Origin of the sequence: Deinococcus indicus (genome assembly GCF_002198095.1) — a bacterium.
Lineage (GTDB): Bacteria > Deinococcota > Deinococci > Deinococcales > Deinococcaceae > Deinococcus > Deinococcus caeni.
In genome coordinates, this window is sequence record NZ_NHMK01000012.1 from 130,538 (window position 1) to 150,459 (window position 19,922).

The following is a 19,922-nucleotide window of genomic DNA, read 5'->3' on the forward strand; positions in this document are numbered from 1 at the left end:
GCGTCCGCTGCTTGCCGGTCGCCCGTGAGGTCGGTGGGTTCGATGTCCTGATCGTGTGGCGCAAGCTGCACGGGGAGTGGACGCGCTTTTTCCTGTTCAGCACGTTCGACGGTGACATCACGGTTCGCTCGCTGCTGCGGGCCTGGAAGGCCCGCTGGGGGATTGAGGTGATTCGCCGGCTGTTCAAGGAGAACCTGGGCTTGGGACGCTGTCATTGCCGGACGATCCAGGCGCAGGAGAACTGGGTGTGGTGCGTCGTGGAAGCCTTTGACGCGGTGCTACGGGTGCGTCGGGAAGTACCGGGCATGACGTGACGGGCCGCACAACGGCAGGCAGCTCAGCATGCCGAACAGTACGTCCTGACCGACCTTGAGCAGGACGAACCCCGGCTTGACGCCGCCTGACACGACATCTGCAGGAAAGTGGAAACTCTTGATTAACGATCAAAGGGCATTCTGCCGGCGGCGTTTCATGTCATACATTCGTGCGTCACTGACCTGAATGAGCGTGGCTCCAGTCATCCCGTCACGCGGCGTATCCGCCACACCGGCACTGGCCGCCGCTTCCGGAAATCCCGCCTCCCGCATCGCCGCCACTGCTCCCTCCACCCTACTCAGCACTTCCCGCTCTTCCAGCAATGACCCCATAATCACTGAGAACTCGTCCCCACCCAGCCGGAAAACCTGATCCTCCGCCCGGAATGCCGTCTGTAACGCCTGCGCGAAGGCCCGGAGCAACGCGTCTCCCCTCGGATGCCCCTGCGAGTCATTCACGTGTTTCAAGCCGTCCAGATCCGTCGATACCAACGTGAACGGTCCCCTGAGGAGCGCTGCCGCCAGCGCCTGTTCGAAGGCCCGTCTATTTCCCACACCTGTCAGCGGGTCCGTACCTGCAGCACGATGAAGTTCCGTGAGCATGTGACGCCGCCGCACGAAGCGTTGCAAGTTCCGCGCGGCTGTTGCCAGCAGATCCCGTTCGAACTCCGTCCACTCACGCGCTTCTGACCGGTAGACCGTCAGGATCAACACGCCCGTCGTCGTGTCCAGAGTAACCGGCAGCAGCGCTGCTGCTTGAAGGCCCTGCATCCGAACGGCACCCGGCATTCTGTCCGGACCGATGAAGACGGACTGTCCCGCCAGGAGCGCCCGCCCGAACGTATCCCCGTCCGGCAGGCCACGCTCCTGAAAGGCCCGTAGACTCGCCGGCACGACTCCCGAACGCTCCTGCAAGCGGAACCAGCCCGGTTCATGCGTCCATAGAGCCGCCCAGCCTCCCCTGAACATGCGGCTCAGGAGCGACAGGACGTCACAGGTCAGCGCGTGCGTCGGCTCGGCTTCATCCAGCAGACGAGAGAAACTCAAAAGTGTCTCGGCCTGCAACTGAGCCCGCTCAGCAGCCTGCCGGGCCTGAAGAACTTCCGTCACGTCATACCCGATTCCCAGTACACTCCCGGCGCGAGCGGAGGCGAGCGGCAGATACCACGCTTCGAAGGTCCGGTCCCGGAAAGTAATCATGTCACTGACCGTTTCTCCCTGCTGCGCCCGTACAGCGTTGTCGAGCGCACGCGGAACTGCCTGGAAGAGTTCATGGATCGTCCGACCAACCAGTTGCCGGTCACGAAGTCCCAACGACGCCATCCCCCGCCCCTCTGCGACCTGAAAGGTCCCGTCAGGGTCGGTGACCCATAACAGCAATGGCGCGGTCGTCAGTGCCAGATTCAGGTACTGCTGCAATTGCTGCACCTGTTCACGTTGATGGCGGTACGCGCGAATCTGACCGATCAGCGTGCCGAGCTGCGCAGCCATCATCCCGTCGACGGTATCCCAGGAAACAGATCCAGGCAGGCGAACCGCGTGCCATACTTGCTCGCCCCTGGCCGTGTTGGTGTGCACTGGCAGCGAGATGCTCCCCGCTGGGAGTTGTACGCTCCAGGGCACTTGAGCCTGCCAGTGCTGCTGAACGCGCTGAGCGGGGGGGGCCGGCGAAGCCCAGAGGAGTTCACCGTTCATGCGGGCCAGCACGATCAAGTCTGCACTGAGCGCGGACCCCAGCAGGGCAGCGAACGTATCCGTGAGATCAGGCCAGGTCTTGGCGGGGTCCAGAAGAGTGTCGAACGCCGTCAGATGCGTGAGCAGTTCAGTGACATTCACGCGTGGATCTGGAAAGGACCGCGGCGCCCGTCCGAGCTCCCGGCTGAGCAGTGTGGCCAACCCATTCAGAGTGGACCGGGGAGGTGGGGCGTCACAGTAGTTGGTGAGCAGCCAACCACTCAGACGATGGGAAAAGACAGGAAGCGGCGTGGCGTGCCAGGTACCCGTGAGCGTGCCATCAAGAATGGAATTCAGGCCGTCCGGAACTGGCGCAGTCTGCGCAATCAGCGAGATCCGTTCCTGGCCCTGCGTGCGGATAGCAAGGGCCGCACCTGAACAACCGGCCGTCTGAGCGGCCAGTACGAGGATCGCTTCGACACAGTCGAGCGTATCCTGGGGCCAGACAGGTGGCAGATCGGCATGCATGACCAGATCAGGGTAGTTCACCGTGGGTCTGTACGGTCGTATCCAAAACTTTACAGAAAAGGGTACGGGCGAAACGCTCACCCTTTTATGAGTATGCGCCACCTAACGGCGTGATTTTTTGACGGGGAATTTGGGGGCAGGTTCAAGAAGCAGAGGGACTTTCGCAGGAGGTCTAATGAAAGCAGGACCAAGAACTCCTGACACACGCCTGCTAGACTGACGCGGTATGACGCTGCCGCAGAATGACAGCGCCGACCCTCCCAGTTGGCGATCACGCAGACCCTTCACCATCCAGACCACGCCGCCGTGCCGGGGGAGGCAGCCTTGAGCGCCCTGATTCCCGCGCTGGTGATCCTGCTGATGGTCGCCCTGAACGCCCTGTACGTGGCGGCCGAGTTCGCGACCGTCGGTTCGCGCCGCTCGCGCGTGCAGGAAGCCGCCGAGGGTGGCAACCGGACAGCGGCGGCGCTGCTGGCGATCCTTCAGGACCCGAAGAAGATCGACACGTACGTCGCCGCCTGCCAGATCGGCATCACGATCAGCAGCCTCGTGGCGGGCGCGTACGGGCAGTCGCAGCTCACGCCGCTGTTCACGCCGCTGCTGGGCGCCGTGGGCGGCGAGATCGCCGCGACCGTCACGGTCCTGATTCTCGTGACGTCCCTGCAGGTCGTGCTGGGTGAACTGCTGCCGAAGACGGTGGCGCTGCGCTACCCGGAACGGCTGGCGCTCGCCACGCTGCGGCCCATGCAGCTGAGCCTGCTGCTGTTCCGCCCGCTGATCGCGCTGTTCAACGGCACCGCCTTCGCCATCCTGCGGGCCGCGAAGATGAACACCGAGCACAGCCACGCGCACGTCCACTCGCCCGAGGAGTTGCAGGACCTGTACCGCGAGAGTGCCGACGGCGGCCTGATCGACGCCAGCGAACGTGAGATGCTGTCCGGCGTGTTGAACGTCGAGGACCGCGTGGTCCGCGAGATCATGACGCCCCGCACGCGGGTCTTGGCGGTGCCGGTCAGCCTCAGCGTCCGCGACGCCCTGGAACGCCTCGCGCCCAGCGCCTACTCGCGCTTTCCCGTCACGGCCGCCACGAGCGAGATGGGCGGCGAGGACATCGTGGGCGTCGTTCACCTGCGCAGCCTGTACCTGAGCGCCGAACGCGCCCCGCACGCCACCGTGCAGAGCGTCATGCGCGACCCGCTGGTCGTGGCGGAAGTCATGCCCGTCCCGGACCTCTGGCGGCGCCTGCGGGATTCGGGGCGGCATAGCGCCGTCGTGGTCAACGAGTACGGCAGTGTGTCCGGCTTCGTGACCCTCGAGGACGCCCTGGAGGAGATCTTCGGTGAGCTGCAGGACGAGTTCGACCAGGAGGAGGAACCCATCAGCGTGCAGGGCGACCGCGTCACGGTGCGCGGCGACGTGCTGATCGACGTGCTGAACGGCCGTTTCGACCTGGACCTGCCCACCGACGAGGTCGACACCGTCAGCGGCCTGATCTGGCAGGAACTCGGCCGCCTGCCGCAACCCGGTGACGAGGTCAGCGTCCTGCCCGGCGACCTGATCTTCCGTGTGGACGCCATGGAACGCCGCGCCGTGAAACGCGCCAGCTTCACCCTGACCGGAGAGAGCGCATGACCTACCTGACCCCCATCCTGGTGATCCTGCTGCTGGTGTTCCTCAACGGCCTGTTCGTCGCCGCCGAGTTCTCGCTCGTCGCCGCGCGCCGCTCCCGCCTGGAAACCATGGCCGACCAGGGCAGTGCCAGCGCCCGCACCCTGACCCGCCTGATCGACCAGCCCACCGGCAAGGACGGTTACATCGCCATCGCGCAGCTGGGCATCACCCTGGCCAGCATCGGGCTGGGCATGTACGGCGAGCCGCAGGTGGCCGGCTGGCTGTACGGTCCCTTCGAGAACTGGGGCCTGTCGTACGCGGCGGCGCACACCGTCGGCTTCGTGATCGCCCTGAGTTTCATCACGTTCATGCACGTCGTGTTCGGCGAGATGATCCCCAAGGCCCTGGCACTCCAGACGCCCGAGGCGGTCAGCGTGCGCGTGCACCCGGTCATGCGGGTGTTCGGGCTGATCTTCCGGCCGTTCGTGTGGGTGCTGGGCGGCCTCGCCCTGGGCCTGATGCGCCTGCTGCATGTCCGCGAACCCGGCCAGGGCGCGCTGCTGTACACCAGCCGCGAACTGAGCATCATCACCGACGAGAGCGCCGAGAGCGGCCAGATCGGCGAGGTGCAGCGCGACCTGATCCGCAACATCTTCGCGCTGGAGGAACGCACCGCCGAGGAACTCATGACCTCCCGCGCCCGCATGGACGTGCTGAACGTGAACGCCACGCCGGACGACGTGGCCGCCCGCATCGCGCAGTCCGCCCGCAGCCGCTACCCCGTGTACGAGGACAACCTCGACAGCATCATCGGCGTGCTGCACGTCAAGGACTTCATCCGGGCGCGCGTGTCCGGCCGCAGCCTGCACCTGGGCCGCCTGGTGCGCCCGTTGCCCAGCGTGGCCGCCACCGCCACCGCCGAGGACCTGCTGAGCCTGTTCAAACGCGAGCGGGCGCACTCGGCACTCGTCGTGGACGAGTTTGGCGGCACGCTGGGCTTCGTGACCATGGACGACCTGATCGAGGACGTCATGGACGAGGAAGACGCCGCCGCCAGCGACTGGATCAGCGTCAACGAGGACGGGTCGTACACCGTGGACGGCGAGGTCACGTTGCAGGAACTGCGCGACGACCACGACCTGAACCTGCATCACGAGGAAGTCCTGACCGTCGCCGGCCTGATCCTCACCGAGACCGGCACGCCCCCCGCCGCCGGGGACACCGTGAACGTGCAGGGCCACGACCTGACCGCCGAGGCCGTGCAGGGCCTCAAGATCACCCGCGTCCGCATCCGCCCGCTGGGCTGAGGGAACGGTGCAGAGGGCGCCGCCGGAGTGAACCTCCGGCGGCGCCCTCTGCCCGTCCCGCCCCTACTTCAGCCGCAGGGGCAGGCCACTGACGATCAGGTGCGCCTCGTCGCTGGCAGCGGCGGCCCGCTGGTTCACCCAGCCCAGCAGGTCGCGGTAGCGGCGGGCCAGTGCGTTGTCCGGCACGATCCCGAAGCCCACCTCGTTCGTCACGAGGACCGTCACGCCGCTCCGTTCGCGGGCGGCGCGCAGCAGGTCGTCGGCGGCGTTCAGCATGGCCTCGTCGGTGTGGCCGGCCAGCATCAGGTTGCTGACCCACAGGCTCAGGCAGTCCAGCAGCGCGGCGGGCGTGGTCACGGCCCGCAACGCGGCGGGCACGGTCAGCGGTTCCTCGTGCGTGACCCACCCGGCGGGCCGATCGGCGCGGTGACGGGCGATGCGGCCTGTCATCTCGTCGTCGAAGGCCTGCGCCGTGGCGAGGTACGTGACGCCCCCGCCCACCCGCGCGGCCTCCTGCGCGACGCGGCGTTCCGCGAACGTGCTCTTGCCGCTGCGAGCACCGCCCGTCACGAACACGATCCGACCCGCCGCTGGCAGCGTCACAGCATCCCCTCGATGACCGACCAGTCCAGCCCGGCGCGCACCTGCGCCGCGATTGTATCCAGGCGAGCGTCCAGCGAGTCCAGGCCCGGCGGAAGCGGCAGGTCCGCCCAGCCCAGGAAGCGTTCCAGGTACGCGGGGTTCTCCAGCAGGCCGTGCAGGTACGTGCCGCGCACGTTGCCCTGCCGCCACAGCAGCCCCGGCGCGAGCGTCTGCACGCCGCTCCCGGCGCGGGTCTGGCCGTGGTGGATCTCGTACCCGGTCAACGCGAAGCCCGTCTCGGGGTCCGTGAAGGCGGTCTGCACGGTCGTCTTGTCCGGCATGAACTCGGTGTGCAGGTCCAGCAGGCCCAGACCGGGCACGTCGGCGCCCGGCGCGCGGTCCTCGATGCCGTGCGGGTCGCGGATGGACTGCCCGAGCATCTGAAGGCCGCCGCACACGCCCAGCACCGGCACGCCCGCCCCGGCCAGCCGCGTGATTCCGGCGGCCAGTCCGGTCTGCCGCAGCCAGTTCAGGTCGGCGGCCGTGCTCTTGCTGCCAGGAACGATCACGGCCCGCGCGCCCGTCAGTTCGTCCGGGCGGGACACCCAGCGGGCCAGCGGACCCAGCGGTGCGAACTCGTCGAGGTTACTCACGCGCGGCAGGCGTGCGATGGCCACGAAGCCCGCGTCGGCGTCCGGCGTGGCGGCGCGTGAGTCCAGCCACACGCCGTCCTCCTCGGGCAGCGTCACGTCCAGCATGGGAATCACGCCCACCGTCGGCACGCCCGTCTGCTCCTGCAACCACTCCGGGGCGGGCGACAGCAGCCGCGCGTCCCCCCGGAAACGGTTCAGGATGAAGCCGCGCAGCAACCCGCGTTCCTCGGGCGTCAGGCAGTGCCAGGTGCCCAGCAGGTGCGCGAACGCCCCTCCCCGGTCGATGTCGGCGGCCAGCAGCACGCCTGCCTGCGCCTCGAGCGCCACGCGCATGTTCACGATGTCGCTGCCGCGCAGGTTCACCTCGGCCGGACTGCCCGCCCCCTCGATGACCACCACGTCGAATTCGGCCAGCAGGCTGTGCAGGGCCGTCTGCACGTGCGGCCACAGGTGCGACTTGCGCTCCCGCCACGGCAGGGCCGTGATCTCGCGGCTGACCTGCCCCAACAGCACCACCTGCGAGCGCGTGTCCGCCTCGGGCTTGAGCAGCACGGGGTTCATGCGCACGTCCGGCGTGACCCGCGCTGCGCGGGCCTGCACGAGTTGCGCGCGGCCCATCTCCAGCCCGGCCGGCGTGACCCCGGCGTTGTTGCTCATGTTCTGCGCCTTGAACGGCGCGACCCGCAGACCCTCGTTCGCCAGGGCGCGGCACAGCGCCGCCGTGAGGTAACTCTTGCCCGCGCTGCTCGTGCAGCCCTGCACCATGATCGCCTTACCCATGTCGCCCTCCCCGGCCCAGGCGGGCGGTCAGGGCGCGCAGCAGGGCGGCGTTCTCTCCGGGCAGGCGGGTGCTGACGCGGATACAGTCCGGCAGGCCGTAGCTGGTGCAGTCGCGCACGCGGATGCCGCCTTCGCGCAGGTCGGCGGTGACGGCGGCGGCGTCCCCGACGCGCAGGGTCATGAACGGCGTGCCGGCGTGCTCGGTGCGGCCCAGGCGGCCCAGGTCGGCGGCCAGTTCGGAGGCGTGCGCGGCGACGCGCGGCAGCGTCTCGGCCAGGAAGCGGGCGCCGTGCGGCAGGGCGGCCAGGACGGCGGCAGTGGCGGCCGTGACGTGCCACGCCGGGGCGAGGTTGTCGAGCGCCGCGACGACCGTGGGCGCGGCCAGCGCGTAGGCGGGGCGCGCGCCGACGATGCCGTGCGCCTTGCCGGGCGACAGCAGCCGCACCAGCGCCGGGTGGCGTGGCGGGACCGGCAGGACCGTAAACGGCGCGTACGCCTCGTCCACGATCAGCAGCGCCCCGGCGGCGGCGCAGGTGTCGGCGGCGGCCAGCAGTTCGGCTGGCGTGGGGGCGTGCCCGGTGGGGTTGTGCGGGTACCCGACGTACACGAGGCGGGCGCGGGCGGGCAGCGTGGTGGGCAGCGCCGGGACGACCTGCACGGACGCGCGTTGCAGCGCGGCGGCGCGGGCCAGTTCCCCGAACGGCGCGTGCAGGCTCAGCAGCGTGTCGCCGCCCCCCAGGAAGGCGCGGGTCAGGCGGTGCAGCAGGTCGGACGCGCCGGTCGCGAGGGCCACGCCGCCGGGTTCGGTGGCGTGCCACGCGGCCAGCCGCTCGCGCACGCGGGCGTACGTGGGGTCCGGGTAGTGGGCGTGGTCGGCGTCGCGCACCGCCTGGATCAGGCGGGGGTTCGGGCCGTACGGGTTGGTGTTCACGCTGAAATCCAGGCCCGTGAACGGCTGCGCGTCCGGCCCGCCGTGCGCGGCGCGCGGCAGCAGGGGCGCCAGGCCGGGGCGGTCCGTGGAGAGGTCGGCGGTCATGGGCGGCCCCGGTGGGCAGGGCGGGCGGGTGGGCGGGGCAGCATCAGGCACAGCGTAGCGAGGATCAGGGTCAGGTGCGCCAGACGCCGCGCCGCGCGCAGGTCCGGGGCGCCCGGCGCGCGCCCGGCGGGGTTCAGGACGTACACGCCGCGCTTGTCGAGCCGCACGCCCAGCGCCCCGGCGAACACGCTCATGGGGTGTCCGGCGTTCGGGCTGGTCGTGGCGCGGCGACCCGAGCGCCACGCGCGGAACGCGGCGCGGCCGTCCAGTCCCAGCAGTGGCGCGGCCAGCAGGGCGCAGGCGGCGGTCAGGCGGGCCGGGGCGAGGTTCAGCAGATCGTCGGCGTGCGCGGCGACCTTGCCGGGCCATTCCAGTTCCGGCGTGCGGTAGCCCCACAGGGCGTCGGCGGTGTTCGCGTAGCGGTACAGGGCCGCCAGCGGCAGGCCGCCCGCGCGGTACGCCAGCAGCGGCGCGACCACGCTGTCCGACAGGTTCTCGGCGAGGCTCTCGGCGGCGGCCCCGGCGACCTCGGCGGCGCTCAGGTGGGTGGTGTCGCGGCTCACGAGGTGCCACGCCAGCAGGCGGCGCGCTTCCGGCAGGTCATTCGCGTGCAGGGCCGCCTCGACCTCCCCCACTGCCGAGAGCAGGGCGCGGCGGGCCAGCAGCGGCTTGAGGAGCGCGCCCTGCGCGGGCCAGGGCAGCCGCGCCGCCGCCACGCCCGTCAGCGCGGCCAGCGTGGCCCCGCCCGCCCAGCCCAGCCCTCCCTCCAGCAGTTGCGTGGCGGGCGTGGTGGCCTGCCAGCGGCGCCGCGCGGCGTTCAGGTACGAGCCCATCCACACGACCGGATGCCAGCGGGCGGGCGGCTCGCCCAGCGCGTCCAGGGTCAGGGCCAGCAGCAGGGCGCGGCGGCTCACGGGCCTCCCGGTGCGCGGCACTGGTCCACGAACCGGCGGGCCAGGGCGGGGTCCGCGCCCAGGTGCAGGTGCAGGTAACTGGCGAGCACGTTCCCGCGCGCGTAACCCTCGTGCACGGTCGTGCCGTCCGGGGCCTGCCAGCGGTAGGCCGGGTGGGTGGGCGCGTGCGTCAGGACCGAGTGGTGGAACTCGTGGCCGCGCAGCGCCGCGCCCGCCGGGGCCAGCGGCGTGCCCTGCAGGGCGTGGGCGTCGCGGTAGCCCAGGGTCAGGCGGGGGGCCATGCGGGTGCGGTCCGGCGTGACGCCGCACATCTCGAAGGTGCGTTCCGGCGTTTCCAGCGACTGGCCCAGATACATCAGGCCGCCGCACTCGCCGATCACGGGCCGCCCGGACGCCGCGAAAGCCCGGACGGCGGCGCGCATGGCGGCGTTCGCTTCCAGTTCGGCCGCGTGCGCCTCGGGGTACCCGCCGGGCAGCAGCAGTCCGCCCAGGCCCGGCGGCAGTCCGGCGTCCCGCAGGGGACTGAACAGCACGAGGTCCGCGCCCTGCGCCCGCAGTTCGTCCAGCGCGTCCGGGTACGAGAAGTGAAAGGCCTCGTCGTGCGCCACGCCGATCCGCACCCGCTCGCCCACCGGGACGGGCGTGGGCGGCGGGAGGGGCAGCGCGGGGGCCTGCGCGGCCGCCAGCAGCGCGTCCAGGCGCAGGAAGCGCGCGGCGTGCAGGGCGTCCCCCGCGTCCCAGGAGGCCTGCTCGGCGCTCAGCAGGCCCAGGTGCCGCGCCGGGAGGTGCAGCCGCTCGTCGCGCGGCACGAAACCCAGGACTGGCAGGCCCACCTGCGCCAGCGCCGCCTCGCACAGCTCCGCGTGACGTTCGCCGCCCACGCGGTTCAGGATCACGCCCGCCACCTGGACGGGCGGCACGGTCAGCGGCGCGAAGTCCCGCAGGCCGGCGGCCACGGCGGCGGCGGTGCGGGCCATGCCGCCCGCGTCGATCACCAGCGCCACCGGGGCGCCCAGCAGGCCCGCCAGATCGGCGGTGGAATGCTCGTCGCTCAGGGGGTCACGGCCGTCGTACAGGCCCATCACGCCCTCCAGCACGCTCACGTCGGCCGGCGCGGCGGCGCGGGCGAACAGGGCACGCAGTCGCCCGCGCGGCAGCAGGAACGAGTCGAGGTTCCGCGCGTCCCGCCCGGCCGCGCGGGTCAGGTGGGTGGGGTCCAGGTAGTCCGGCCCCAGCTTGAACGGCTGCACGCGCAGCCCACGGGCGCGCAGGGCGAGGCACAGCAGCGAGGCCACCGTCGTCTTGCCGCTGCCGGAGTGCGCGGCGGCGATCACCAGCCGGGGCATGCCGGGGGCCGGGCGGGGGGCGGTCAGGGCAGGGTCGGGGGGGGTCATGGGGTCTCCAGGGATGGGTCAGGGTGGTGGTCCGGCAGGTGCAGCGGCGCGAGGTCCGCGCCTATCGCGCGGGCCAGTTGCGCGGCGCGGCCCAGGCGCACGCGGCCCGATTCGGTGTCCACGACCAGCGCGGGCACGCCACGCAGGGCGCGGGCAGCATCAAGTGCCTCGGCCCAGGGGTCCGCGCCGGGCTGCGTGGGCACGTTCGCGCGGCCGTCCGTGAACAGCACCAGCCGCGCGCCACGCGCGCCGCCCAGCGTCGCGCGGGCCAGCCGTAGCGCCTGCATCAGCGGCGAGCGGCCCCCGGTGGGCGCGGCCTCCACGGCCCGCGCCCCCGCGTGGGCGTCGGCGGTCCAGTCGAGCAGCAGCGTGGCGCCCACGCCCCGGAAGGTGATCAGGTCCGCGCGGGCCGGGCCACCCGGCCCGCCCAGGGCGTCCAGCAGCGCCAGCGAGTCCGGGTTCGCGTCCGGGCGACTGCCGGTCACACGGGGTCGCCCGGCGTCGCCCGTCCGGCGCCCCGCGCCGGGCATCGGCAGAGCAACGTGCGTGGGCACGGGCGCGAACACCTCGCCCAGCGGGTCGCCAGCGGGAGGCAGGTGGTCTCCCCCGTCCGGAGGGCCCGTCATGTGCGGCGGCTCGTTCCCGGCTTCCGGTGGGACCTCACCGTCCGGTGCGTCGGCCGGAGGCTGCGGCGGTTCGGCAGGCGGCGGTGAGTCCTGTGGCGGGGCAGGCGGAGGCGGCAGGTCCGGCGCGTGCGGCGCCCGGCGGTGAGTGAGGACCAGCGGCGCGGCGCGGTCCACGTCCGCCGCCGTGACCGACACGCGGCCCTCCAGCGCTGCCAGGGCGCAGGCGGCGCGGTACAGCACCAGATCCGCGCGCAGGCTGCGCACACCGGCCGCCGCCGCGTGATCGGCAATGCGGATCAGCAGCGCGTCCGGGACGGTCACCTGCGCCAGCCGCCCACGCGCCGCGTCCAGCCGGGCGTGCAGGTCCGCCTCCGCCCAGGCCCGCGTGAACGCGGCGGGGTCGGCGTCGAAGGCGAGGCGACGGCGCACGATCTCGGCCCGTTCGCCCGGCGCGGTGGGCGCCTGCACGTCCACGCACAGCCCGAAGCGGTCCAGGAACTGCGGGCGCAGGCTGCCCTCCTCGGGGTTCATGCTGCCCACCAGCGCGAACCGGGCGGGCGCGGTCACGCTCAGGCCGTCGCGTTCCACGCGGTGCACGCCCATCGCGGCGGCGTCCAGCAGCACGTCCACCAGATGATCCGGCAGCAGGTTCACCTCGTCGATGTACAGCACGCCCCCGTGCGCCTGCGCGGTCAGGCCCGGTTTCAGGCGCGCCTCGCCGCGCAGGGCCGCGTCGAGGTCCAGCGTGCCCACCACCCGTTCCTCGCCCGCCCCGAGTGGCAGGTTCACGAACGGGGCCGCGCCCTCCCCGTCGGCTGGCAGGCCCTCCACGTGCGCCGGCAGGAGCGCCGCTAGCGCCCGCGCGGACGTGCTCTTCGCCGCGCCCCGGTCGCCCCGGATCAGCAGGCCCCCCAGTGCGGGCGACACGGCCAGCAGGCTCAGTGCCAGCGTCAGGTCCGGCTGGTGCGCCACCGCCGACAGCGGGAACAGCGGCGCGGCGTCCGGACGTGGTTCGGAGGGGTTCACGCAGCCGCCGTGCCGCGGCTCAGGGAGCAGCGGTTCAGGGGGATGGGAGGACCGGGGCGTGGGCGTAGGCCGTGATGCTGGCGTCCACCGTCATCAGCGTGAGCCCGTGCTCGATGGCCTGCGCGACCAGCATGCGGTCGAAGGGGTCGCGGTGATCCCAGTCGAGCGCTCCGGCGCGCACCGTGTGGGCCGGGGAGATGTCGATCACCTCGGCTCCGAGTCGTGCGGCGACCGCGTGGAAGTCCAGCAGCAGCGGGGCAGCCTCCGGGAGGCGGCCGCTGCGGTGCTTGATCGAGAGTTCCCAGGCGGTCGCGGCGCTCAGGAGCAACCGGTTGCGGGAGTCGAGCAGCGTGGTCTGCCACGCGCCCGGCAGCAGCGCCGGCTGGAGGGTCGCCCACAGCAGGATGTGGGTGTCGAGCAGCAGGTTCACTCCCAGTCCGCCTGTTCCTCGGCGGACAGTGGGCGCAGGGATTCGTGCGCGAAGGCCGCGCCGACCTGGACGGTTCCGGCCAGGAAGCCGAGTTCACGCGCAGCGGCGGGCGCCAGTGGCACCAGCCGGGCGTAGGGTTTTCCAGCCTTGGCGAGAATGATCTCCTCGCCGGCGTGGGCGCGGTCCACGAGGCGGGACAGTTGCGTTTTGGCGGCGTGGATGTTGACCGTCTCTGGCATGGACTAAGCTTAGTCCACATGGGGCACTTCAGGGTGACGCGGCTCACGCGCCGCCTCCGCTGGTGCGGGCCGTCTCGCCACGCTCCTCCAGCAGCCCCTCGCTCTCGACCAGCAGGGCCTGGAGGGCGCCCAGGGTACCCGGCTGCGGGTTCCACAGGCACCGGCCCTGCGCTTCGAGCAGGCGGGTGGTGATGGCCTGCAGCGCCCAGGGGTTCGAGCGGCGCAGGAACGCCTGGTTCTCCGGGTCCAGCGCGTAGGCCTGCGCCACGCCCTCGTACATACCGTATGCCGCTCAGGTGCCGCACAGAGGCGATCATGCCGCCGAAGAACTGCAGGTAGTCGTCACTGCCGGGGATGTCGTGCTCGCGGTTGTCCTGGTTGTGCAGCACGAGTTGCGTGCCGCCCAGCCGGGCGCGCCGCTGACCGGCGCGTGGTGGGCGGTGCGGCGGACGCCGTGCAGGTTAAGGCCCAGCGCGAGCTGCGTGTCCGGGCGGGCGCAGATGATCACGTCACGCCTCCAGGGCGCCCCACGGCCGCCAGGGCCGGGGGCAACAGAACGGAGCCCATCAGTACTCGATTCCGGTCTGCGCGCCGATGCCCGCCTCGTAGGCGTGCTTGACGGGCCGGATCTCGCTGACGGTGTCGGCCAGGGCGATCAGTTCCGGCAGGGCGTCCCGGCCGGTCACCACCACGTGCAGCAGCGGGTCACGCGCCCGCAGGACCGCCTCGACCTCCGGCCAGGGCACCCAACCGTACTTCAGGGCGTACGTGAACTCGTCCAGCACGATCAGGTCGTGCTCGCCGCTCTCGATGGCGGCGCGGGCCAGCGACCAGCCGTGCGCGGCCATCGCGGCGCTGTTCTCCAGGTCCTTCGATCTCCACGTGAACCCGTCCCCCAACCCCTCGTGCGGTACGCCGAGCACGTCCAGGGTGCGGTGCTCGCCGAACTTGGCGCTCTCGTGCTTCAGGAACTGGAACATCCGCACGCGCAGGCCCCGGCCGTGGGCGCGCAGCATCAGGCCCAGCGCGGCGGTGGTCTTGCCCTTGCCGTTCCCGGTGTTCACGATCAGCAGGCCCCGGCGGCCCCGGCTGACGCCCTCGGCCTTGCGGTGGGCGTCACGGGCGGCCGCGAGTTCCTGCATGGCCTTCTCGCGGCGCTCGCGGGTCACGGGATCGAGCGCCGCGGCGTCACCCGTCACTTCAGTGCCTCCGGGTGAATGAAGCGGATCAGGGCGCGCAGCGCGTCCGGCAGGCGCGGCCCCGGTCGACTCAGGGCGTCGCGTTCCTCGGGTGTGGGCGCGAAGACCCGTCCCGCCTTCACCGCCTGCAGTCCGGTCCAGCCGGGGCGCCGGCGGGCGTCATCGAGGGTCAGGCCGATCATCACCTGCGGGTTGCTGTTCACGATCCGTTCCGGGTCGAGTTTCGGAAAGTCGCCCAGCGCGGCCGGCACGATGGTCTGCCCGCCCGCTCTGGCGATCAGCGCCCCGATGAACGAGTTCGGCCCGACCGAGTACGGGCTGGGGTCGATCTCGTAGTACGTGCTGACCTTCGGAAGGCTCAGCACACTGGCCTGCAGGGTGTTCAGGTCGGCGCGCATGGACGTGATCAGCCGCGTGGCGCCCGCCTCGTGGTTCGTCAGTTTGCCGATCACGGCGATCTTCTCGAACACCTCGTTGAAGGTCTGCCCGGTGCCGCCGTACACGGTCAGGCCCGCCTGCGCGAGCTTCTCGGTCAGGCGCGACCCGCTGGACTCGTCGGCAAGGACCAGATCGGGTTTCAGGGCGACGATCGCCTCGATGTTCGGCTGGTAGGCGCTGCCGACTTTCGGGAGTTTCTCCACGGCGGCCTTCGGGTAGTTGCTGAAGCGGTCGACCGCGATCAGTTGCGCGCCGGCGCCGATAGCAATCAGCGTCTCGGTATGGCTGGGCAGCATGGACACGATGCGGCGCGGCTGGGCCTTGAGCGTGACACTACGGCCCAGGTCGTCGGTGACGGTCAGCGGATACGCGGTGGCTGAGGCGCCCTGCGTGGCGCCCATGACGGCGGCGATCAGCAGCGCAGCGCCGGGACGGAAGGAACGGAAAGGCAGGTGGGACATGGCGGGAACTCCAGTGCGTACTGGGACGGCAGCCGGGAGCGGGCGCACAGCATGAAAAACCCGCTCCGGCCGGGGGCCAGAGCGGGAACACACGTGGAAATGCCACGGCTGGGTCCAGGGTCACTCATGTCACGGCCCTCTGACGGCGAGAGGTGCCACGCACGCACCGGAAACCGGCGTGAACGGGCGTCCCTGAGAGGCATTCGGGCTCGCCGGGTCCCGGTTCCTGCGAACCGGTCGGCATACCGCTGCGCGACAGCGCCGGATTCTCACCGGACTTCCCCAACCTCAGGTGCGGCCAGCCTAGCAGACCGGCGCCCACGAGGTGGGCCCGTCAGTGGGCGGGCGCCAGCGTTCCGTCCCGGAGGGCCTGCATCTTGACGGCCAGCCGGGAACGCAGGTCGCGCACGACGGTGCTCTTCTGGCCGCCGCTGATGCCCTTGATGGCCCAGGCCTTGATCTCCAACGGATCTTCGAGGCCCTCGTCAAGGGCGAGGCGGAGCGTGTCGAGTTCCTGAAGCTTCAGGTCGTTGCGCAGCAGGAAGGTCAGGGTCCGCATGACTTCCTCGATCTGTTGTTCGCGTGGCGCGGCCCTCAACAGGGCGTCCGAATCGTCTTCCTCTTCGGAGGGCCGTAAAGGAGCCTCGAACAGACTGGGCTGACCCGAGGGGCGCAGCTTGGCCTGCTGGGCCTTGGCGGTGCCTTTCCGGGCCTCGGAGACCCCTTCGGGCAGCTGGTACTTGCCGGGGTTCTTCAAAACGTCCACGAAGAAGGCCGGTTTCGACCGGGGTTTGTAACCGGCCGCCAGGATCGCCTTGCACCGCACGACCGCGTCGTCCACCGTCTGCTCGCCGTGCTCGCGCACGAGTTGCAGCGCGCGCGTCTGGGTGACCCCCAGGTCCGCAAGTTCCTGCAGCAGGGCCGGGTCCGGCGGAATGAACGCCTCGCCAAAGGTGTACTGCAGCAGTTTTTTCTTTCCACGCCCCAGGTACTCGACGTTCTTCAGGAAGCCCTTCTCGATGAGTTCCTCATGCGCGGCGTCCAGGGTCCGCTGGGCCATGCTGGGCCGGTCGGTCACGATCTTGCACGCCTCCGCCCACTCCATCAGGCCCACCTGGTAGGCCATCGCCACGGCGTCCGGGTTCTCCGGGTCGCGGCGCTGGGCGTCCAGCAGCCGGTACAGCGCGCGGGTGGGGGGACGTTTGAGGGTCTGCATGAACGACAGGTCCAGGGACTTGATGTACCCGGCCCGGACGCTGCGGGAGATCTCCTGCGGCAGCGTGATGCGCAGGACGCTGGAAGCATCGAGCTTTTCCGCCTCGCCGGAGGTGAATTCGATCCGGTCGATGTACCGGAAGTTGACGTTCGTCCAGCGTCCGCGTGGATGGTCGCGCCACCCTTCGGAAATGAAGTAGGTCGTGGTGGTCAGGCGCTTGAGGCTCTCGTCGAGCGAGGCGTAGTAGCGGCCGCTGGTGTCCAGTCCGGCCATCTGCAACAGCTGGTACGGCGTGCAGGTCACGGCGCCATCGGCCGGGGAGCCCTGGTCGATGTACAGGTTGACCAGCGCGGCACTGATGTCGGTGTCGATGCCGTGCGGAACGCCGTATTCGGGGAGTGCCTGACAGGTCACGCGGTAGCGGCGGTCGCCGTCCTCGAGCTCGACGCTCCAGTCCCGGTAATCGGCCGGGATGCGTTCCTGCACGCTGATCAGACTCAACCGGGCGATGTTGAGTTCGTCGAAGCGTTTGATTCCCTTGTCGGCCACTGCCCTTCCCCCTGTGTTTGTTGTTTTCTTTTTTGTTTAAATCTCTTAAAAAGAATAATATATGTTGTCAACAACAAGCGCCCGACCCAGATGCGTGCCACACGGCTTTTTCAGGGTGAAACGGCGCAAGTTGTCCGATAGTTTGGCGCAAGTTGTCCGATAGTTTCGGCCCTGTTTCGGCGCAAGTTGTCCGATAGTCGGCGCCGAACGGCGCAAGTTGTCCGATAGTTTCGGCGCAAGTTGTCCGATAGGTCGACTTTGCCAACGGCGCAAGTTGTCCGATACCTGTGGATAAAAACGGCGCAAGTTGTCCGATAGTTTGACCCGAAACGGCGCAAGTTGTCCGATAGTGGGCATTACACGGTGATTGCGGCGAAAAATCTCGTTCTGGACAACACGATTTTTGAAACGGCGCAAGTTGTCCGATAGTGCCCCTGCCCAAAACGGCGCAAGTTGTCCGATAGTCAAAAAACAGGTTGATGGAAGAATTGAGCAGATTAAATATGCCATAAACATACCCGTCACTCGTTTCCGAGAGTCCGTGCGGGCCTACCCTTCAATCAGACTGTTTCCGGTCACATGTGGCTCTGTTCGCAGAGGGAAAGGCAGGGCGCGTACGTACATTTATTGATTTAATGTTAAACCAACTATCGGGTTCTCAGGCCGCCTCCCGACAAAACGGCGCAAGTTGTCCGATAGTCCTCTCCCCGCCCGCTCGTCACATGACGAGTGGAAAATTCCATTCAGGCGACAGAGGTGCTCCTCTCGCGGTAGGCTGCGCGGTAATGCGCACCCTGACGCTTTTCAACCACGCTGGCGGAGTCATGAAGTCCAGCCTCACCCGCGACGTCGGGTACACGCTCGCGGCTGCCGGGCAGCGCGTCCTGCTGGTGGACCTCGACCCCCAGGCCAACCTGACCGACTGGCTGGGCGTAACCGGCGTGACGCGCGACCAGACCGTCTACGACACGGCCACCCGCGGCGACGCCCTCCCCTCCCCCGTCCATGTCCACGGGCTCGACCTCATTCCCAGCGACGTGTCCCTCGCCCTGGCCGAGGGGCAGATGATGGGTGTCGTCGGCGCGCACCTGCACCTGCGTCAGGCGCTCGCCGCGTGGTCGGACCGTTACGACGCCGTACTGATCGACAGCCCGCCCAGCCTCGGGCAGCTCTCTATCCTGGGCGCGCTGGCCGCCGACCACCTGATCGTTCCCGTCCCGACCCGGCAGAAAGGCATGAACGCCCTGGCCGGTCTGGCCGAGGCCATGGCCACCTACCGGAAGCTCCGACCGGACCTGACCGTGGCGCTGTACGTGCCTACCCTCTTCGACGCGCGCCGCTCGCACGACCGCGAGGCGTTGACGGCCCTCAGGGGGCTGCTGCACCCGCTGGCCAGCCCCATCGCGGACCGTGGCGCCGTCTGGAACGACAGCGCCAGCGCCGGGCAGCCGGTCGGCGTGTACGCGCCGGGTTCACCCGTACACCGCGACGTGCTGCGCGTCACGGCCGAGATCGCGCAGGCCGCCGGCCTGAACGTGCAGATCGAGGAGGCCCCGGCATGACCCGCAAGGCCCGACCCGTCATCGGCGCGCGCCTGAGCGGACTGGTCGCCGGCGTGGACACGCTCGCGCAGCCCGCCACCACCAGCCTCAGCACCACCCTGCTGGATCCGGGCGAATTCCAGCCCCGGTACTACTTCAACCCGGACGCCCTGGACGACCTGACCCGCAGCGTCCGGGAACAGGGCGTCCTGCAACCCCTGCTGGTCCGCCCCACCGCGTCCGGCCGTTACGAGATCGTGGCTGGTGAGCGCCGGTGGCGCGCCGCCCGGCAGGCCGGCCTGACCGAGGTGCCGGTCCTGATCCGCACCCTGAGCGACAGCGAGGCGCGGCTGGCAGCGGCCGTCGAGAACCTGCAACGCGAGGACCTGAACGTCATGGAGGAAGTGCGCGCGAAACTGCAGGTAGCCTCGGTGACGTTGGGCGTCCCGGAAGACAGCGTGGTCGCGCGGATGTTCGCCCTGGACCGGCACGCCGAGACCGAGCCGGAACTGATCGCCCGCCTGGACGCCGCGTTCGGAGCGCTGGGCCGGGAATCCTGGCGTTCGTTCATCCGCAACCGGGCCGCCCTGCTGAACCTGTCCGAGGACCTTCAGGAGGCAGTCCGCACCGGCCTGGACTACCGCAAGGCGCTGGTTATCGGCCGCGCCGACCGGGACGACCTGCGGGACGCCATGCTGGAGGCCGCCTCGGGCGGGGCGACGGTCGCGGCGCTCCGGGAGATGCTGCGCGGACCGGCACAACCGACCCAGGACGTGTTCGTCACGGTGGCCCAGCAGCTGCGTGACCGCCGCGCCCTGGGCCGCCTGGACGCCCGCCAGCGCGCCCGCGCGGAGAAACTGCTCGCGCAGCTCAGCGCCCTGCTGAGCGGTCAGACCAGCGATACCGACTGATACGGACTCCAATTAAATAGATTATGATCAGTGCATCAAACAGATCCCTCTGACCGCCCCTCTCGCGCATGACGCTGACACCTTCTGGCATCTCTACCGGGCCAGCACCTGTGCCGTCGAACGCCGCAGAGCCCAACTCTTCGCCCTCCTCGCAGAAGGACGCCCCGTACCTGAGATCCTTCAGGTGACCCGGTACAACCGGGTCACCGTCTACGGACTGGTCAAGCGCTACCGCGAACAGGGGCTCGCTGGCCTCCGTGACGCGCGTCACGTCAACCAGGGCGCTCCCCGCCTCCTGACCGCCGAGCAACAACAGACCCTGGCCGCCCGACTGCACGCTGACTTCGAGCAGGGCATCGTCTGGTCCGGTAAAGACGTTCAAGACTGGCTTCAGCAGCAGTACGGAATGTCCGTCCATCTCGGGCGCACCTATGAATTCCTACGGGCGGCGGGCTTCACGCCTCAACGCCCTTGACCCCGGCACGTTGGCGGC

General features: G+C 70.0%; 19 protein-coding genes and 1 riboswitch. Of the genes, 6 read left to right on the forward strand and 13 right to left on the reverse strand.

All coding sequences use genetic code 11. The features are described 5' to 3' along the window. Positions 1 to 11 precede the first annotated feature (11 nt). Positions 12 to 314 carry a hypothetical protein gene (locus CBQ26_RS10265; RefSeq protein ID WP_088248542.1) on the forward strand — a complete coding sequence of 101 codons (303 nt, stop codon included), beginning with the start codon at positions 12 to 14 and terminating at the stop codon, positions 312 to 314. A gap of 129 nt (positions 315 to 443) precedes the next feature. On the opposite strand, the gene CBQ26_RS10270 is transcribed toward CBQ26_RS10265, so the two are convergent. After that, positions 444 to 2,516 (reverse strand): sensor domain-containing diguanylate cyclase, encoded by a 2,073-nt coding sequence (locus tag CBQ26_RS10270; protein ID WP_088248543.1) that lies wholly within the window; start codon positions 2,514 to 2,516, stop codon positions 444 to 446. 324 nt (positions 2,517 to 2,840) lie between these two features. Between CBQ26_RS10270 and CBQ26_RS10275 the strand changes: the two genes are divergently transcribed. Continuing rightward, positions 2,841 to 4,148, forward strand: coding sequence for a hemolysin family protein (locus CBQ26_RS10275; protein WP_088248544.1), 1,308 nt, complete (start codon positions 2,841 to 2,843; stop codon positions 4,146 to 4,148). Next, positions 4,145 to 5,434 (forward strand): hemolysin family protein, encoded by a 1,290-nt coding sequence (locus CBQ26_RS10280; RefSeq protein ID WP_088248545.1) that lies wholly within the window; start codon positions 4,145 to 4,147, stop codon positions 5,432 to 5,434. Before CBQ26_RS10275 ends, CBQ26_RS10280 begins: the two co-directional genes overlap by 4 nt. A 63-nt stretch (positions 5,435 to 5,497) precedes the next feature. Here the strand turns inward: CBQ26_RS10280 and cobU are convergent, their stop codons facing one another. From cobU to CBQ26_RS10340, 12 genes are all read right to left on the reverse strand, one after another. Further along, positions 5,498 to 6,031, reverse strand: coding sequence for a bifunctional adenosylcobinamide kinase/adenosylcobinamide-phosphate guanylyltransferase (cobU, locus tag CBQ26_RS10285; RefSeq protein ID WP_088248570.1), 534 nt, complete (start codon positions 6,029 to 6,031; stop codon positions 5,498 to 5,500). A 2-nt stretch (positions 6,032 to 6,033) separates the two neighbouring features. Next, positions 6,034 to 7,449, reverse strand: a complete 1,416-nt coding sequence (locus tag CBQ26_RS10290; RefSeq protein ID WP_088248546.1) for a cobyric acid synthase — start codon at positions 7,447 to 7,449, stop codon at positions 6,034 to 6,036. Further along, positions 7,442 to 8,485, reverse strand: a complete 1,044-nt coding sequence (locus tag CBQ26_RS10295; RefSeq protein ID WP_088248547.1) for an aminotransferase class I/II-fold pyridoxal phosphate-dependent enzyme — start codon at positions 8,483 to 8,485, stop codon at positions 7,442 to 7,444. The genes CBQ26_RS10290 and CBQ26_RS10295 overlap by 8 nt, the downstream gene beginning before the upstream one ends. Beyond that, positions 8,482 to 9,399 carry an adenosylcobinamide-phosphate synthase CbiB gene (gene cbiB / locus CBQ26_RS10300; RefSeq protein ID WP_088248572.1) on the reverse strand — a complete coding sequence of 306 codons (918 nt, stop codon included), beginning with the start codon at positions 9,397 to 9,399 and terminating at the stop codon, positions 8,482 to 8,484. Before cbiB ends, CBQ26_RS10295 begins: the two co-directional genes overlap by 4 nt. Further along, on the reverse strand, positions 9,396 to 10,745 hold the full coding sequence (locus CBQ26_RS10305; protein ID WP_088248571.1) for a cobyrinic acid a,c-diamide synthase CobB: 1,350 nt from the start codon (positions 10,743 to 10,745) through the stop codon (positions 9,396 to 9,398). The genes cbiB and CBQ26_RS10305 overlap by 4 nt, the downstream gene beginning before the upstream one ends. A 44-nt stretch (positions 10,746 to 10,789) precedes the next feature. Continuing rightward, positions 10,790 to 12,445 carry an ATP-binding protein gene (locus tag CBQ26_RS10310; protein WP_244898022.1) on the reverse strand — a complete coding sequence of 552 codons (1,656 nt, stop codon included), beginning with the start codon at positions 12,443 to 12,445 and terminating at the stop codon, positions 10,790 to 10,792. 34 nt (positions 12,446 to 12,479) lie between these two features. Continuing rightward, entirely contained in the window at positions 12,480 to 12,875 is a 396-nt protein-coding gene (locus CBQ26_RS10315) for a type II toxin-antitoxin system VapC family toxin (protein WP_088248548.1), read from the reverse strand. Next, the gene (locus CBQ26_RS10320) at positions 12,872 to 13,114 is read right to left on the reverse strand and encodes a type II toxin-antitoxin system Phd/YefM family antitoxin (protein ID WP_078305285.1); all 243 of its coding nucleotides are present in this window, start codon (positions 13,112 to 13,114) and stop codon (positions 12,872 to 12,874) included. Before CBQ26_RS10320 ends, CBQ26_RS10315 begins: the two co-directional genes overlap by 4 nt. Positions 13,115 to 13,157: 43 nt before the next feature. Then, on the reverse strand, positions 13,158 to 13,394 hold the full coding sequence (locus tag CBQ26_RS22485) for a cobaltochelatase subunit CobN (protein ID WP_244898023.1): 237 nt from the start codon (positions 13,392 to 13,394) through the stop codon (positions 13,158 to 13,160). A gap of 286 nt (positions 13,395 to 13,680) precedes the next feature. Further along, complete coding sequence (gene cobO / locus CBQ26_RS10330; protein WP_280522585.1) at positions 13,681 to 14,313, reverse strand: cob(I)yrinic acid a,c-diamide adenosyltransferase; 633 nt, start codon at positions 14,311 to 14,313, stop codon at positions 13,681 to 13,683. Continuing rightward, positions 14,310 to 15,152: an ABC transporter substrate-binding protein gene (locus CBQ26_RS10335; RefSeq protein WP_420689591.1), complete on the reverse strand. Its 843-nt coding sequence runs from the start codon at positions 15,150 to 15,152 to the stop codon at positions 14,310 to 14,312. The genes cobO and CBQ26_RS10335 overlap by 4 nt, the downstream gene beginning before the upstream one ends. Positions 15,153 to 15,389: 237 nt before the next feature. Next, a riboswitch (cobalamin riboswitch) is annotated at positions 15,390 to 15,520 on the reverse strand. A gap of 26 nt (positions 15,521 to 15,546) precedes the next feature. Next, positions 15,547 to 16,977 carry a replication initiator protein A gene (locus CBQ26_RS10340; protein ID WP_088248550.1) on the reverse strand — a complete coding sequence of 477 codons (1,431 nt, stop codon included), beginning with the start codon at positions 16,975 to 16,977 and terminating at the stop codon, positions 15,547 to 15,549. A 785-nt stretch (positions 16,978 to 17,762) separates the two neighbouring features. Between CBQ26_RS10340 and CBQ26_RS10345 the strand changes: the two genes are divergently transcribed. From CBQ26_RS10345 to CBQ26_RS21875, 3 genes are read left to right on the forward strand one after another with little or no spacing between them, the layout of a single operon-like run. Then, a complete protein-coding gene (locus tag CBQ26_RS10345) occupies positions 17,763 to 18,539 on the forward strand; it encodes a ParA family protein (RefSeq protein ID WP_088248551.1) in 777 nt (258 codons plus the stop codon). Next, the gene (locus CBQ26_RS22820) at positions 18,536 to 19,429 is read left to right on the forward strand and encodes a ParB/RepB/Spo0J family partition protein (protein ID WP_088248552.1); all 894 of its coding nucleotides are present in this window, start codon (positions 18,536 to 18,538) and stop codon (positions 19,427 to 19,429) included. The genes CBQ26_RS10345 and CBQ26_RS22820 overlap by 4 nt, the downstream gene beginning before the upstream one ends. 49 nt (positions 19,430 to 19,478) lie before the next feature. Then, positions 19,479 to 19,904 carry a helix-turn-helix domain-containing protein gene (locus CBQ26_RS21875; RefSeq protein ID WP_280522587.1) on the forward strand — a complete coding sequence of 142 codons (426 nt, stop codon included), beginning with the start codon at positions 19,479 to 19,481 and terminating at the stop codon, positions 19,902 to 19,904. Positions 19,905 to 19,922 lie beyond the last annotated feature (18 nt).

Coding starts and splice junctions, on each gene's coding strand:
- CBQ26_RS22820 (WP_088248552.1), top strand. CDS start 18,536: ATGACCCGCAAGGCCCGACCCGTCATCGGCGCGCGCCTGAGCGGACTG.
- CBQ26_RS10290 (WP_088248546.1), bottom strand. CDS start 7,449: ATGGGTAAGGCGATCATGGTGCAGGGCTGCACGAGCAGCGCGGGCAAG.
- CBQ26_RS22485 (WP_244898023.1), bottom strand. CDS start 13,394: ATGTACGAGGGCGTGGCGCAGGCCTACGCGCTGGACCCGGAGAACCAG.
- CBQ26_RS10305 (WP_088248571.1), bottom strand. CDS start 10,745: ATGCCCCGGCTGGTGATCGCCGCCGCGCACTCCGGCAGCGGCAAGACG.
- CBQ26_RS10280 (WP_088248545.1), top strand. CDS start 4,145: ATGACCTACCTGACCCCCATCCTGGTGATCCTGCTGCTGGTGTTCCTC.
- CBQ26_RS10335 (WP_420689591.1), bottom strand. CDS start 15,152: ATGGGCGCCACGCAGGGCGCCTCAGCCACCGCGTATCCGCTGACCGTC.
- CBQ26_RS10320 (WP_078305285.1), bottom strand. CDS start 13,114: ATGCCAGAGACGGTCAACATCCACGCCGCCAAAACGCAACTGTCCCGC.
- CBQ26_RS10345 (WP_088248551.1), top strand. CDS start 17,763: ATGCGCACCCTGACGCTTTTCAACCACGCTGGCGGAGTCATGAAGTCC.
- CBQ26_RS10295 (WP_088248547.1), bottom strand. CDS start 8,485: ATGACCGCCGACCTCTCCACGGACCGCCCCGGCCTGGCGCCCCTGCTG.
- CBQ26_RS10270 (WP_088248543.1), bottom strand. CDS start 2,516: ATGCATGCCGATCTGCCACCTGTCTGGCCCCAGGATACGCTCGACTGT.